This window comes from Methylobacterium sp. 142-1Y (assembly GCF_057747795.1).
Genome location: NZ_CM173224.1, coordinates 2,090,112 through 2,104,445, shown reverse-complemented (window position 1 = coordinate 2,104,445; position 14,334 = coordinate 2,090,112). Strand labels below are relative to the sequence as shown.

Here is a 14,334-nt window from a genome sequence, read left to right as displayed (position 1 = left end):
CACTGCGACAGGCTCATGATCGTTGACGACATACTCTCGCGGCTCCTCTACCGCGATGCCCTCGTGCTCGTCATCGACAAGCCGGCGGGATTGCCGGTGCATCCGGGGCCGAAGGGCGGCGAGACGCTGACCCAGCACCTCGACGCCCTGCGCTTCGGCCTGCCGCGCCGGCCGGAGGCCGCCCACCGCCTCGACCGCGACACCTCCGGCTGCCTGGCGCTCGGCCGCCACGCCAAGGCGCTCGCCCGATTGAACGCCCTGTTCGCGCAAGGGCGCGCCGAGAAGACCTACTGGGCGCTCGTCGAGGGCGGGCCCGCGGAGGAGACCGGCGAGATCGACTTGGCCCTGGCGCGCCGTTCCGACGATCCCCGCAGCTGGTGGATGAAGGCCGATCCTTCGGGCGATCCCTCGCTCACCCGCTGGCGGGTGATGGGGCGCGACCCCGTCTCCGGGCGGACCTGGCTGGCGCTGAACCCGGTGACCGGGCGTACCCACCAGCTCCGGGTGCATTGCGCCGCCATGGGCTGGCCGATCCTGGGCGATCCCATCTACGGTAGCGCCCCGCGCCAGGGCGGGCCGGGCCTGCATCTCCACGCCCGGACGCTCGGCCTGCCGCTCTACCCGAAGAAGCCGGCGATCACCGTCGAGGCGCCGGCGCCGGGGCACATGCAGGCGGGGCTCGCGGCCTGCGGCCTCTGATCCTCGTCAGCGGCCGGCCCCGACGACGCGGTCGCGCCCCTCGCGCTTCGCCCGGTAGAGGAAGCGATCCACCGCCCGGATCAACTCCAGAGGGGTGGCGTTCGCCGTGCTGGCGGTGGTGAGGACGCCGAAACTTGCCGTCACCGTCCCGGCGATCGGCGAGGCGGCATGGGGGATCGCCAGGGCCGCGATGGCGGCGTGGAGCCTGTCGGCCAGCGCCAGGGCGTCCGCTTCCGTCGTGTTCGGGAGCACGCAGGCGAATTCCTCGCCGCCATAGCGCGCCACGAGGTCGCCGCTCCGGCGCAAAGCCCCGCTCAGCGCGCCTGCGACCCGGGCCAGGCAGGCATCGCCCTCGATATGGCCGTAGCGGTCGTTGAAGGCCTTGAAGGCGTCGATGTCGAGCAGGATCAGCGAGAGCGGCTCCCCCGTGCCGGCATGATGCCGGATCGCCTCCGCCAGGGCGGCATCGAGGTGACGCCGGTTGGCCAGCCCGGTCAGCGCATCGGTGATGCTGAGCGCGTAGACCCGCTCGTTCAGGGCCCGGAGATCGGCCTCCGCCCGCTTCTGCGCGGAGATGTCGCGCACGATCGAGCAGTTGAAGGTCTTTCCCTTGAAGCTGACCAGGTTCGCCGTCACCTCGATCGAAATCGGCTCCCCCGATCGCGACGTGTTCACGGTCTCCAGCTTGACCGACCCCGCATTCTCCAGGTCGCGCCAATGCGCGCGCCAGCGCGCCTCGTCGAAATGCGGATCGACGTCCCAGACCCGCTTGCGCCGGAACTCCTGCGCCGAATAGCCGAGCAGGTCGGTCGCGGCCCGGTTGACGTAGACGTACCGGGCGTCGCGATCGAGCCAGATGATCATGTCGGCGACGGTGTCCAGGGAATACCGCATCAGCATCGACCAATCCTCGTCGTCGAGATCGAGGATGCGGTCGTCGTGTGTGGTCCGGAGCGGAGTCATGCCAGGCGGATCGTCGATGGGCCGGTGTCGCGGGGCTGGAATTCCGTCGAAGCCCTTTCGTAAGACCACGGTGTGCGGGCGCCAAGGGACGCGCGGGCTGCGGCCGAGGGCGTCGCCGATTTTCCTCGGGACAATCCGGCAGGGAAGGGGGCGGCATGACCGCGCCCGCGGCAGCGTCCAAAGAAAGGAAAAGTACGGGTTTCCCCTCTCCCCGCGGGTGGGGCGAGGCCTGAGATCCGAAGGGGCTCAGGGCGCCCGCAGGCTTCTGTTTTCCGGAGAGGCGACTCTCACCCCGCCTTCAGGAACTTCTCCACGCTCCCGGTCAGCCCGCTCGAATGCCCGGCGAGGCTCTCCGACACCGCCCGGACGCTCTCGGCGATCCGGCCGGTGGCGCTCGCGGCGTCCGACACCGCCAGGATGTTCGACGACACTTCCTGGGTCGAGGCGGCCTGCTGCTCGACCGCGCTGGCGATGGCCAGCGTCAGCCGCGACAATTCAGCCACCGCGTTGCTGATCGTGGCGATCGCCGCCACCGCCTCGCCGGTCGCGCCCTGGATGTCGCCGATGCGCTGGGTGATCTCGCCGGTGGCCTTGGCGGTCTGGCCGGCCAGTTCCTTGACCTCGGCGGCGACGACCGCGAAGCCGCGCCCCGCCGCCCCGGCCCGGGCCGCCTCGATGGTGGCGTTGAGCGCCAGGAGGTTGGTCTGGTCGGCGATGGTCGAGATCATGCCGACGACCGAATCCACCTCGCGGGCCTTGGCCGAGAGGCTGCGCACGGTGGCATCGGTCGCCTCGGCCTGCGCGGCGATCTGCTGGGCGCGCTCCGAGACCCGCCCGACCTGGCCCGAGATCTCCTGGATCGACGCCGTCATCTCCTCCGAGCCGGCCGCCACCGTCGCGGCGCGGTCGCGGGCCTCGTCGGCGGATTGGCCGAGACCGTTGGCGGAGCGCTGCATCTCCTCCACGGCGCTGCTCATGGCGCCGACCACCTGCGACACGTCGGAGGCCATGTTCACCTGCGCGGTCACCACCGACCAGGTCAGCATCGGCCCGATATAGGTGCCGTCCGGCCCCATGATCGCCGAGACCTGGAGGTCGAGCACTTCCGGGCCGAGCTTGATCTTGGTCCGGTGCGGCAGGCGGCTCGCATCGGCCAGCATCCGGCGCTGGTGCGACGGGTTCTCGTGGAACACGTCGATCGACGTCCCGATCATCAGGTCGGTCGCGACCGGCAGGTACTGCGCCAGGGGCCCGAGGGTCCGGCGCGAGGCGCCGTTCATGTAGTCGATGCGGAACTCGTTATGCGGGTCGGCGGTCATCACCGCGACCGGCATCCCCTCGATCATCGTCAGGAGACGGCTGATCTCGTTCTTCTTCTTGGTGATGTCGGCGGCGAGCTTGACCACCTTGACCGGCTTGCCCGTGGCGTCGAGGACCGGGTTGTAGGTCGCCTCGAGCCAGACGCGCTTGTGGTTCTTGCCGAAGCGCAGGAACTCGTCGGCGAAGAACTCGCCCGCGCGCAGCTTGTCCCAGAACACCGCGTAATCGGGCGCGGCGGCCGCCTCCTTGTCGAGGAACATGCGGTGATGCTGACCGACGATCTCGTCGAGCCGGTAATCCAGCAGGTTGAGGAAGTTGGCGTTGGCCTGGATCACCGTGCCGTCGAGGTTGAACTCGATGATGGCAAGAGACTTGTTGAGGGCCCGCAATGTCGCTTCCGACAAGCTCTCACGGTGCTTCCGAAACATGTCGCCGTTTCCTTGGTGGGCGAATTTCGCTCAAATTTGGGCGACCAGTATTAAAAAAAACTGAAGATCCGGCCCAATCTCAGTTAGCGCAGGAGGGAAAAGGTTCTGACGGCGCTATTTGCGCTGTGAGCGGCACGGCCGTGTGACGCGAAAATTCGCAAATTGAACTGGTTGGACAAGCGGTTAGTGCGAGTGCCCCAGATCTCGACGCGTTCGGAACCCTCGTGGCGTGTAACGGTGAGATTCCAAAGCTGGACGGCGCCTGATCCTCGTCAGCGATCGTCATCGCTGTATTCTGACCCGGCGTCATCAATTGAGGCGGTGCTTTGATCGTCGGGTCGTCGACCGGATTTGGTCTAGTCCAGCTGGCCGAGGCCGCCGGAACAGCGGCCTCTCCATCGTCGGTGAACGGCTTTTACGCGGCCGTCAGGCCCTGCTCGCGGATCCAGGCCTGGGTGCGGTCGAGCGCGGTGCCGAGCCGGTCGAACAGGGTGTCGATCTCGTCCGGGCGGATCACCAGGGGCGGGCAGACCGCGACCCGGTCGCCGGTGAGGAAGCGGACGATCAGCCCCTCCTCCTGCGCGAAGGCGACGCAGCGGGCGGCCACCCCCGCCTTCGGGTCGTACTGCCGCTTCGTCGCCTTGTCGGCGACGATCTCGAGGCCGCCGATCAGGCCCATTCCCTTGGCCTCGCCGACGAGCGGGTGCTCCTCCAGGGCCGACAGGCGGCGCTGGAAGTGCGGTGCCTTCTCGGCCGCGCCCTCGATGATCTTGTCGCGCTTGTAGATCTCGATGGTCTTGAGCGCCACCGCGCTCGCCACCGGATGGCCCGAATAGGTGGTCCCGTGACCGAACGTGCCGATCTTGCGGCTCTGGTCCTGCATCGCCTGGTACAGCGTCTCGTCGACCGTGACGCCGCCGAGCGGCATGTAGGCCGAGGTCAGCGCCTTGGCGAAGGACAGGCTGTGGGGCTTCATGCCCAGGGCCTCGGAGCCGAACCAGGTGCCGAGCCGCCCGAAGCCGCAGATCACCTCGTCGGCGATGAACCGCACGTCGTAGCGGGCGAGCACCGGCTCGATGGCGGCAAAATAGCCCTTCGGCGGCACGATGGCGCCGCCGGCGCCCATCACCGGCTCGGCGATGAAGGCCGCGACGGTCTCCGGGCCCTCGCGCAGGATCATTTCCTCCAGCTCACTTGCGAGCCGCGCCGAGTAGGCCTCCTCGGTCTCGCCGGCCTCGGCACCGCGGTAATGGTGCGGGCAGGCGGCGTGCAGGAAGCCCGGCAGCGGCAGGTCCCAGTCGGCGTGGTTGGCGGTGAGCCCCGTCAGCGAGGCCGACGCCACGGTGACGCCGTGATAGCCCTTGTGCCGGCCGATGATCTTCTTCTTCTGCGGCCGGCCGAGCGCGTTGTTGAGGTACCAGGTCAGCTTGACCTGGGTGTCGTTGGCCTCCGAGCCGGACGAGGTGAAGAACACCTTCGAGACCGGGATCGGCGCCAGTTCCTTCAGGGTCTCGGCGAGCTCGATCGCCGGGTCGTGGCTGCGGCCGGAGAACAGGTGGGTGAAGGGCAGGCGCGCCATCTGCTCGCGGGCGGCCTCGACCAACTCCTCGTTGGAATAGCCGAGCGAGGTGCACCACAGGCCGGCCATGCCCTCGAGATAGGGCCGGCCGTCGGTGTCGTAGACCCAGACGCCGTGGCCGCGCTCCAGCACCAGCGGACCGGTCTGCCGGAAGGCCGCGAGGTTGGTATAGGGGTGGATCAGGGTTTCGACGTCGCGGGTGGCGAGGTTCGAGAGCATCGTCTCTGTCGCTTTCTTTCTCGGGGGAACCCTTCGGGCTCCCGACTCGCGGAGCAGAATTCGCTTGCGCCGTCACACTAGCGGCGCGATGCCGACGCACAACCCGGGCCGCCCTCGCGGAACTCCCGCACAATCCTGGTCAGACCGACGCGCATGCTCGACCCCGCCCAATTCGTTGCGACGCCCGCGCCAGGCCGGGCCTGCGGCGCCTGCACCCTGTGCTGCAAGGTCTACGACGTGCCGGCGGTCGAGAGCGTGGCCGGGGAATGGTGCCGCCACGCGAAGCCCGGCCGCGGCTGCGGCATCCACGAGACCCGGCCCGGCCATTGCCGCGCCTTCTTCTGCCTGTGGATGACGGAAGGCTGGCTCGGCCCGGAATGGAAGCCCGACAAGGCCAAGATGGTGCTGAGCCTCGACCCGACGACGCGCTTCCTGCACGTCCAGGTCGATCCGAGCCAGCCCACGGTCTGGAAGCGCGAGCCGTATTACGGCCAGCTGAAGCGCTGGGCGGTGTCGTCGATCCCGCAGCGCCGGCACGTGCTGGTCTTCGTCAATTACAGCGCCACCGTCGTGCTGCCGGACCGGGACGTGCCGCTCGGCGTCTTCCTGCCCGGCGACCGGCTCGTCGCCCGCGAGCGGATGACGCCGAACGGCGTCGTCCTCGACGTGGAGAAGCGGACGGTGACGTGAGCGCCGCGGTGCCGTCGTGACGACGGCTCAGCCGCCATCGGTCCGGGCGGCGTCGCGCCAGGCCAGCACGACCCGTTCGAGTTCGGCCACGTCGCCCGGAGGCAGCCGGCCGAGGGTGCGGGCGACGTAGGCGGTCTGCGCGCGGATGCCGGAGCGGGCGAGCGTCAGCCCCGCTTCGGTCAGGTGCAGGGCGTGGGAGCGCCGGTCGCCCGGGATCGGTCGGCGCTCGACGAGGCCGGCCTCGACCAGCCGGTCGATCAAACCCGAGACGTTGCCCTTCGTCACGTAGAGCCGCTCGGCGAGGTCCTGCTGGGTCAGGCCCTCGCGCTCCGATAGGGTCGAGAGCACGTCGAATTGCGGGATCGAGAGCCCGACGGCCTTCAGCTCCGCCGCCACCGCGGCCACGACGCGTCGGTGCAGGCGGATGAAGCGGAACCAGACCCGCAGCGGGTCGGCCTCGGCCGGGGCGTCTGTGGGGTGGGGGCGCGAGGATGCCGTCATCGCGATAGTTTACATCAGAACCATCTCGGCGCCACGCCCGGCCGGGCCCGATCCCCGTTCTTCATCCCGGCCGCCCTGGAGGCCCGGCTGCGTGATGGCGCCGCTCTAGCCGCCCCGGGACCGCTGCCGTAAGTTGGTCCCTAGCGACCGCGGGCCCACGAGGCTCCGGCGACCGAGGGCGCGGATCACGCGCTCCATCGAGGGAAGGACGACACGCCATGCTCGGCCTGATGCAGGACTGGCCCCTGCTGATCCACCGCGTCATCGACTACGCCGCCGTGCAGCACGGCGCCCGCCCGGTGATCTCGCGCTCGGTCGAGGGGCCGATGCACCGGGCCACCTATGCCGAGGTCCGCCAGCGCTCCTTGCGCCTGTCGAAGCGCCTGGCCGCCGACGGCATCCGCCTCGGCGACCGGGTCGCGACGCTCGCCTGGAACACCTGGCGCCACCTCGAGGCCTGGTACGGCATCACCGGTATCGGGGCGATCTACCACACGGTCAATCCGCGGCTGTTCGAGGATCAGATCGCCTACATCATCAACCACGCCGAGGACCGGATCCTCTTTCTCGACCTGACCTTCCTGGCCCTGGTCGAGCGCCTCGCCGACAGGCTGCCGACGATCGAACGCTACGTCGTCCTCACCGACGGCGCCCACATGCCTCAGACGTCCTTGCGCAACGCCGTCGCCTACGAGGACTGGCTGGCGGAAGCCGACGACGACTTCGCCTGGGCGTCCTTCGAGGAGAACACCGCGGCGGGCCTCTGCTACACCTCGGGCACCACGGGCCTCCCGAAGGGCGTGCTCTACTCGCACCGCTCGAACGTGCTCTTGGCCTTGATGGTCAACAACCCGGCCTTCATCGCGCTCTCGCCCACCGACATGGCGATGCCGGTGGTGCCGCTGTTCCACGCCAATGCCTGGGGCTTCTGCTTCGCGGCGCCGATGTCCGGGGCCGGCCTCGTGATGCCGGGACCGAAGCTCGACGGCGCCTCGGTACACGAAATTCTGGAGACCACCGGCGTCACCGTGACGGCGGCGGTGCCGACCGTCTGGCTCGGCCTGCTCCAGTACCTCGACACGACGGGGAAGCGCCTGAGCCACCTCAAGCGCGTGGTGATCGGCGGCTCGGCCTGCCCGCGGGCGATGACCGAGCGCTTCGAGCGCGAATACGGCGTCACCGTCGACCATGCCTGGGGCATGACCGAGATGAGCCCGATCGGCTCCTATTGCTCGCTCAAGCCCGAGGTGGCCCATCTCGAGGGCGAGGCGCGCCTCGACCTCAAGATGAAGCAGGGCTACGCCCCGTTCGGGGTCGAGTTCCGGCTGACCGACGACGACGGTCGCGACCTGCCCTGGGACGGCACCACCTTCGGGCGGCTCAAGGTGGCGGGCTTCGCGGTGGCCAAGGCCTATTTCCGCTCGGACGAGCCGATCCTCGACGATCGCGGCTTCTTCGACACCGGCGACGTCGCCACCATCGATCCCAACGGCTACATGGCGATCACCGACCGCTCGAAGGACGTGATCAAGTCCGGTGGCGAGTGGATCTCCTCGATCGATCTGGAGAACCTGGCGGTCGGCCATCCGGACGTGGCCGAGGCCGCGGTGATCGGCGTGCAGCACCCGAAATGGGACGAGCGCCCGCTGCTCATCGTGGTGCCGAAGGAGGGCCGCACCCCCGACAAGGCCGACATCCTGGCCTACATGGCGCCGCGCATCGCCAAGTGGTGGATGCCCGACGACGTGGTGGTGGTGCAGGCCATCCCCCATACCGCTACCGGCAAGATCCAGAAGACGGCGCTCCGCGACCAGTTCCGGGACTACCGGCTGCCCGGGGCGGCCTGACGGGTGGTCGTCCCAGGTACGGAGGGCTGTCCGGGAAAAGATCGAAGCGCGGGTTCCTCCTCTCCCCGACAGATCCCGGGCCTGCCCGGGATCTGTCGGGGAGGGGGAAACCCGCGCCTTTTCCTTTCCCCGGACAGCCTTGCGCGGGCGGGGAGAGGAGATTGCCTGCATCACATTCCGTCTCGGAAATTTCCCTCCGACAGTTCTGCCGATCGATCCAGGACGTCCTTCACTCTGACGATGCGGTCGAGAGCGAAGTCGACGATAGAGGAGTGCCGGCGCGTCAAGCGCGCCGCATCGTCTTCATCGACAAGAACTCGATTTTTTTTCGGGAGGAAGGAATGCGCCTGCTTATTGCGCCGCTGGCGGCTTTGTCGCTGCTCGCCGGACTTGGCCCGGCGCTCGCGCGCTGTCCGCTCTACCTGCCGATGCGCGTCGGCCCGACGACGGGAAACCCCGAGAAGGACACGGTCGGGCTGTTCTGCGCGCAGCCCGACACCGCCCTGCCGCCGGCCGGCCAGGCGAGCCGGTATTCCGTGGTGCCGGTGGGCGCGACCATCGGCGACGTGGAGAAGGACAGCGTGGGCTTCGCCTTGTCGCCCGTCGCGGCGCAGGCCGCGCGGTGACCTGAATCTCCGGTTCCCGCCGGCCCGGTCGGTTCCCGGAGGAGACCGGGTACTCCGGCCCCTTGAACGCGCGCACGGAGGCGATCCGGGCATCGGGCGTGAACGCGATCAGGTCGAGCACCTCGAGATCGACCGCGTCGTCGATCCTGATCGACAGGTCGGCCACGGCGCGGGGCAGATCCATCGGCACGCCCCGCACCGTGATGTGCAGCGTGGTGCCGCTGACGATCGATTCGGTCGTCGCCCGCATCGCGTCGCGCCCGCTCGCGCTCACGTTCCCGTCCACCAGCGAGGCGCGGTCGTCCAGCACCTCCTTGCACAGCCGCTCCTCGGCCGGTCGCCCGGAGACGGTCATGATCGTGCCACGCCGCCGTTAACTGGTGGGTGATGAAGCCGGGCGTGAGACCACACGGAATAACCGTTGTGTCGGAGCGGTTTCGGCGATCTTCGGAAACGCTTAATCCCGGCCGGCTATCGTCCGGGGACTGGTCATATCGTATAGCGTTCCGGGATCATGAACAGCGGCACGGCGAAACTCGGATCTCTCGAAGACAGCACCAATCTCCTGCAGAATCATCTGCTGGCGATCTCCGAGGCGATCGCGCGGACGCGGCGGGAAATCGCCGATCTGCGCGACGAGCAGGAGGCGGGCCGCACCCGCGACGAACTCCAGGCCGTCGTCCGGGGCACCGAGCAGGCCACCAACACGATCCTGACCGCGTCCGAGACGGTCGACGCGCTTGCCGGGGGAATCGCCAAGCGGGCCGGGGACGGCGCGACCCGGGACGACGCCCTCGCCATCCAGGCCCAGATGCAGACCATCTTCGAGGCCTGCAACTTCCAGGATCTGACCGGCCAGCGCATCTCGAAGGTCGTGCGGACCATCGTGATGGTCGAGGAGCGGGTCGACGAGATGCTGCGCGTCTGGTCCGGCCCGGCCGGAGCCGCCGTGACGAAGCCGGTTCCCGATCGGCGCAGCGAGGAGGATTCCCTGCTCAACGGCCCGGCTCTGCCCGGCGAGGCCGCCGTCTCGCAGGACGCCGTCGACGCGATGTTCCCGTAAGGCGCCACCCCGGAGAGCCGCCCGCCGTCGCGCCGCTCCCGCCCTTTCCCTGTCCGCCATTCGCGCGCAGTATGGGGAAAAGATCGGGGAGGACGCGATGCGGTCCGCCGTGATGGCCCATATCGACGAGCTCGTCCGGGCCGCGCGCGACGATGGGAGCGTGCGCGATCCGCTCATCAGCCAGTCCTGGCGGCGATGCCTCGCCGAGTACCGCCTCGATCCGGCAGCACCCCGGCGCGCCTACATCCATACCCATGAGCGCCTGCGCGAGCACCGCGACGCCCTCGACGACCTGATCCGGGTGGCGCGCTTCGGGGTGGAGGCCCTGTACCGGCAGGTTTCGGGCCTCGGCTACGTGCTGATCCTGGCCGATGCCCGCGGCGTCGCCGTCGACTTCATCGGCGATTCCCGCCGCGACGGGGACTTGCGCCGGGCCGGTCTGTATCGCGGCTCGGACTGGAACGAGCATCTGGCCGGCACCTGCGCCGTCGGCACCTGCATCGCCACGGGCGAGGCGCTCTCGGTGCATCTCGACGACCACTTCGCCGGCGACCATATCGGCCTCACCTGCACGGCGGCGCCGGTCTACGCCGCCGACGGCACCTTGGCGGCGGTGCTCGACATCTCGGCCCTCCAGGCGCCGGGCCCGAAGGCGAGCCAGCACCTCGCCCTCCAGCTCGTCACCTCGTTCGCCCACCGCATCGAGACCGCGAGCCTGCATAACGGCTTCCGCCGCGAGTGGATGCTCCACCTGTCGCGCTCGCCGGAATTCGCCGATATCGAGCCCGAACTGGCGCTCGCGGTGGATGCGGGCGGGCACATCCTCGGCTTCAACAGCCGGGCGCGGGCGCTGATCGACCGTGCCCTGCACCGCCCGCGGGGAGCGCCGGACCTGCGTCACGCAGGTCTCGGCCTGCGCCTCGACGCGCTGTTCGAGGCCACGATCGACGATCTGCCGCGTTTCACACGGGCGGTGCCGGTCGAGCGGCGGATCTTGCGCCTGCGCGGGGGCGAGCGCTTCTACGCCCTGGCGCTGGAGCCCGCCGACATCCCCGTCCGCGCCGCCCCCCGCGCCGCGCGGCCGGCCCCGCCGCCCGACTTCGCCGGCAGTGATCAGGTCCTCGCCCGGATGGCGGCCCAAGCCTCGCGCCTGTTCGCCGCGGGGGTGAGCCTCCTCGTCGGCGGTGAGACCGGCACCGGCAAGGAATTCTTCGCGAAGTCGTTGCACCGCGCCTCGGCGCGGGCACAAAAACCGTTCGTAGCGGTCAATTGCGCGGCCCTGCCCGAGACCCTGATCGAATCCGAGCTGTTCGGCCACGAGGCAGGGGCCTTCACGGGCGCAGCGGCCCGGGGCAGGACCGGCCTGGTGCAGCAGGCCGAGGGCGGCACGCTGTTCCTCGACGAGATCGGCGACATGCCGCTCACGGCGCAGACGCGGCTCCTGCGGGTGCTCGCCGAGCGCGAGGTGACGGCGCTCGGCAGCACGACACCGCAGGCCGTCGACATCCGGATGATCGCCGCGACGCATCGCGACCTCGCCGTTCTGGTACGTGAGGGCCGCTTTCGCGAGGACCTGCTGTACCGTCTGGCCGGTGCCCGCTTCGTCCTGCCGCCCCTGCGCGAGCGCGCCGACCTCCCGGCCCTGATCGGGCGGCTGCTGGCGGCAAGGCCCGGGGCGCCGCGCCTCTCTCCCGAGGCTGCCGCGGCGCTCATGCGCCACACATGGCCCGGCAACGTCCGCGAACTGGTGAGCGCCCTCGACTATGCCTGTGCGCTGGCCGAGGGGTTGGAGATCGGCCTGTCCGACCTGCCGCCGACGGTGACGGTGACGGTGGCGCACGCGGACACGCCTGCGCCCGAGGTCGTCGGGGCGGGCGACGACGCGCTGGAGGCCGCCCTGCGGCGCCGCGCCTGGAACGTCTCGGCGGTGGCGCGCGACCTCGGGCTCGACCGCTCCACCATCCATCGCCGCATGCGCCGCCTCGGGCTCGTCTCGCCCAACCATGCGGGGTGAGCGCGACACCTGTGGCGGGGCTGTCGTGGTGCCACAGGTGGGGCGCGTCGGGTGTGGCGGCGGGGCTCGGCTCGGCTATCCGTTATCCGATGAATTATCGATGATCAGAACGACATTGTTCAGATGGAGCCGAGACCGACCATTCCGACCTGCAACCTCATCCCGAGATGCGAGCGTATGGAGCCTCGAAGGCGGGCTCCAGAAGGAACAGAGATCACTGGAGCCCTCCTTCGAGGTCAATCCATCTCCGATGGACTGACACCTCAGGATGAGGTCGAGAGCGGGATGAACATTCGGTTGACTCCAGCCGCATCTCCCAGTGCCCTGCATGTCGGGTCCGCTTCGCCCTGGCACACCCCTTGCGCAACCCACCCCGCACAACAAGGGGAGGAACCCAATGGACGCCATGGCTCGTAAACTGGAGCGCCTGTCGCCCGCCGATGCCCGGGTCATCGCCTGGCTCGACCGCTTCGAGGCGGCCTTGCGCGCTGGCGACGCCGCCGGTGCGGCTGAGCTTTTCGCCGAGACCTGTTTCTGGCGCGACCTCGTCGCCTTCACCTGGAACATCACCACGCTGGAGGGGCGCGGGGCGATCCGCACCATGCTCCAGGCGCAGCTCGGCGCAGTCGCACCCGGAAGCTTCACCCTGGAGGAGCCGGCGACCGAGGCCGACGGCGTCACCGAGGCCTGGATCGCCTTCGACACCGCAACCTTGCGCGGGCGCGGCTACCTGCGCCTGAAAGGTGAGGAGGCCTGGACCCTGCTCACCGCAGCACGCGAGCTGAAGGACTTCGAGGAGCCGGGCGGGCCGCGCCGCGAGCGCGGCGTGCATCACGGTGTCGAGCCCGGCCGGCGCTCGTGGTCGGAACGGCGGCGCGACGAGGAGGCGGAGCTCGGCCGTACCCGCCAGCCCTATGTCCTCGTGGTCGGCGGCGGCCAGGGCGGCATCGCGCTCGGCGCCCGGCTCAAGCGCCTCGGCGTGCCGGCCCTGGTCGTCGACAAGCACGACCGGCCCGGCGACCAGTGGCGCAGCCGCTACAAGTCGCTGCACCTGCACGACCCGGTCTGGTACGACCACCTGCCGTACCTGCCCTTCCCCGATCACTGGCCGGTCTTCGCCGCCAAGGACAAGATCGGCGATTGGCTAGAGATGTACACCAAGGTCATGGAGCTGAACTACTGGTCGAAGACCGAGGTGCATTCGGCGCGCTACGACGAGGCAGCCGGCGAGTGGGTGGTCGAGCTGACCCGCGACGGCGAGCGGCTGACGTTACGGCCCAAGCAGCTGGTGCTCGCCACCGGCATGTCGGGGGTGCCCAACCTGCCGACTTATCCGGGCATGGCGCGCTTCCGGGGCGAGAGCCATCATTCGAGCCGGCATCCCGGCGGCGAGGCCTATCGCGGCAAGCGCGCGGTGGTGATCGGCTCGAACAACTCGGCCCACGACATCTGCGCCGATTTCTACGAGAACGGCGCCGACGTCACCATGGTCCAGCGCTCCTCGACCCACATCGTCAAGTCCGACACGCTGATGGAGCTGGCGCTGGGCGGCCTCTACTCGGAGGAGGCCCTGGCCAAGGGCATCACCACCGACAAGGCGGACATGCTGTTCGCCTCGGTGCCCTACCGGATCATGCACGAGTTCCACATCCCCGTGTACGAGCAGGCGAAGATCCGCGACGCCGAGTTCTACGGGAGGCTCGAGAAGGCCGGATTCCGGCTCGATTTCGGCGATGACGGCTCGGGCCTGTTCATGAAGTACCTGCGGCGCGGCTCGGGCTACTACATCGATGTCGGCGCCTCCGACCTGATCGCCGACGGCAAGATCAAGCTGGCGCAGGGAAGGGTGACGGAGATCACCGAGGATGCGGTGCTGCTGGAGGACGGCACGCGGCTTCCCGCCGACGTGATCGTCTATGCCACCGGCTACGGCTCGATGAACGGCTGGGCGGCCAAGCTCATCAGCCAGGAGGTCGCCGACCGGGTCGGCAAGTGCTGGGGCCTCGGTTCGGACACCACCAAGGATCCGGGTCCCTGGGAGGGCGAATTGCGCAACATGTGGAAGCCGACCCGGCAGGAGGCCCTGTGGTTCCACGGCGGCAACCTGCACCAGTCGCGCCACTACTCGCTCTACCTCGCGCTCCAGCTCAAGGCCCGGATGGAGGGGCTGGACACGCCGGTCTACGCGCTGGCCGAGACGCATCACGCGGCTTGACGCGCTTCCGGGAGGCGGGCGCGGGATACTCGCCGGCCTTCGCTCCAAAGCCTGTTGGCTGCGTAAAGACGGTCGCGCGGGGAATCAGCGCGCCCCACCCTCTCACCTCATCCTGAGGTGCGACCGAAGGGAGCCTCGAAGGAGGGCTCCAGAAATCTCAGGGATATCTG

12 protein-coding genes are annotated in these 14,334 nt (G+C 69.3%); 8 read left to right on the top strand and 4 right to left on the bottom strand.

The window, feature by feature from the left end; all coding sequences use genetic code 11:
• Positions 1–15 precede the first annotated feature (15 nt).
• Positions 16–699, top strand: a complete 684-nt coding sequence (locus tag AC3AOF_RS09640) for an RluA family pseudouridine synthase (RefSeq protein ID WP_236992197.1) — start codon at positions 16–18, stop codon at positions 697–699.
• A 6-nt stretch (positions 700–705) separates the two neighbouring features.
• Here AC3AOF_RS09640 and AC3AOF_RS09635 read toward each other — a convergent pair whose 3' ends face one another.
• The 3 genes from AC3AOF_RS09635 to AC3AOF_RS09625 form a co-directional block, all read right to left on the bottom strand.
• Complete coding sequence (locus AC3AOF_RS09635; protein ID WP_236992196.1) at positions 706–1,662, bottom strand: diguanylate cyclase; 957 nt, start codon at positions 1,660–1,662, stop codon at positions 706–708.
• A gap of 287 nt (positions 1,663–1,949) precedes the next feature.
• The gene (locus AC3AOF_RS09630) at positions 1,950–3,410 is read right to left on the bottom strand and encodes a methyl-accepting chemotaxis protein (protein WP_488348343.1); all 1,461 of its coding nucleotides are present in this window, start codon (positions 3,408–3,410) and stop codon (positions 1,950–1,952) included.
• 415 nt (positions 3,411–3,825) lie between these two features.
• Complete coding sequence (locus AC3AOF_RS09625; protein ID WP_236992194.1) at positions 3,826–5,208, bottom strand: aminotransferase; 1,383 nt, start codon at positions 5,206–5,208, stop codon at positions 3,826–3,828.
• Between the two features lie 153 nt (positions 5,209–5,361).
• Here AC3AOF_RS09625 and AC3AOF_RS09620 point away from each other — a divergent pair, with 153 nt between their 5' ends.
• Positions 5,362–5,898: a hypothetical protein gene (locus AC3AOF_RS09620; RefSeq protein ID WP_236992193.1), complete on the top strand. Its 537-nt coding sequence runs from the start codon at positions 5,362–5,364 to the stop codon at positions 5,896–5,898.
• A gap of 27 nt (positions 5,899–5,925) precedes the next feature.
• On the opposite strand, the gene AC3AOF_RS09615 is transcribed toward AC3AOF_RS09620, so the two are convergent.
• Complete coding sequence (locus AC3AOF_RS09615; RefSeq protein WP_236992192.1) at positions 5,926–6,399, bottom strand: MarR family winged helix-turn-helix transcriptional regulator; 474 nt, start codon at positions 6,397–6,399, stop codon at positions 5,926–5,928.
• 218 nt (positions 6,400–6,617) lie between these two features.
• Here AC3AOF_RS09615 and AC3AOF_RS09610 point away from each other — a divergent pair, with 218 nt between their 5' ends.
• The 6 genes from AC3AOF_RS09610 to AC3AOF_RS09585 all read left to right on the top strand — a co-directional run bounded on the left by AC3AOF_RS09610 (position 6,618) and on the right by AC3AOF_RS09585 (position 14,164).
• The gene (locus AC3AOF_RS09610; protein WP_488348342.1) at positions 6,618–8,246 is read left to right on the top strand and encodes a long-chain-fatty-acid--CoA ligase; all 1,629 of its coding nucleotides are present in this window, start codon (positions 6,618–6,620) and stop codon (positions 8,244–8,246) included.
• Positions 8,247–8,587: 341 nt separating this feature from the next.
• Positions 8,588–8,872, top strand: coding sequence for a hypothetical protein (locus AC3AOF_RS09605; RefSeq protein ID WP_236992190.1), 285 nt, complete (start codon positions 8,588–8,590; stop codon positions 8,870–8,872).
• Between the two features lie 62 nt (positions 8,873–8,934).
• Positions 8,935–9,249, top strand: a complete 315-nt coding sequence (locus AC3AOF_RS09600) for a hypothetical protein (protein ID WP_488348341.1) — start codon at positions 8,935–8,937, stop codon at positions 9,247–9,249.
• Between the two features lie 137 nt (positions 9,250–9,386).
• Positions 9,387–9,935 carry a protein phosphatase CheZ gene (locus tag AC3AOF_RS09595; protein ID WP_488348340.1) on the top strand — a complete coding sequence of 183 codons (549 nt, stop codon included), beginning with the start codon at positions 9,387–9,389 and terminating at the stop codon, positions 9,933–9,935.
• Positions 9,936–10,032: 97 nt separating this feature from the next.
• Positions 10,033–11,949, top strand: a complete 1,917-nt coding sequence (locus tag AC3AOF_RS09590) for a sigma-54-dependent Fis family transcriptional regulator (protein ID WP_488348339.1) — start codon at positions 10,033–10,035, stop codon at positions 11,947–11,949.
• Positions 11,950–12,355: 406 nt separating this feature from the next.
• Positions 12,356–14,164: an NAD(P)-binding domain-containing protein gene (locus tag AC3AOF_RS09585; protein WP_488348338.1), complete on the top strand. Its 1,809-nt coding sequence runs from the start codon at positions 12,356–12,358 to the stop codon at positions 14,162–14,164.
• The last annotated feature ends 170 nt before the right edge of the window (positions 14,165–14,334 follow it).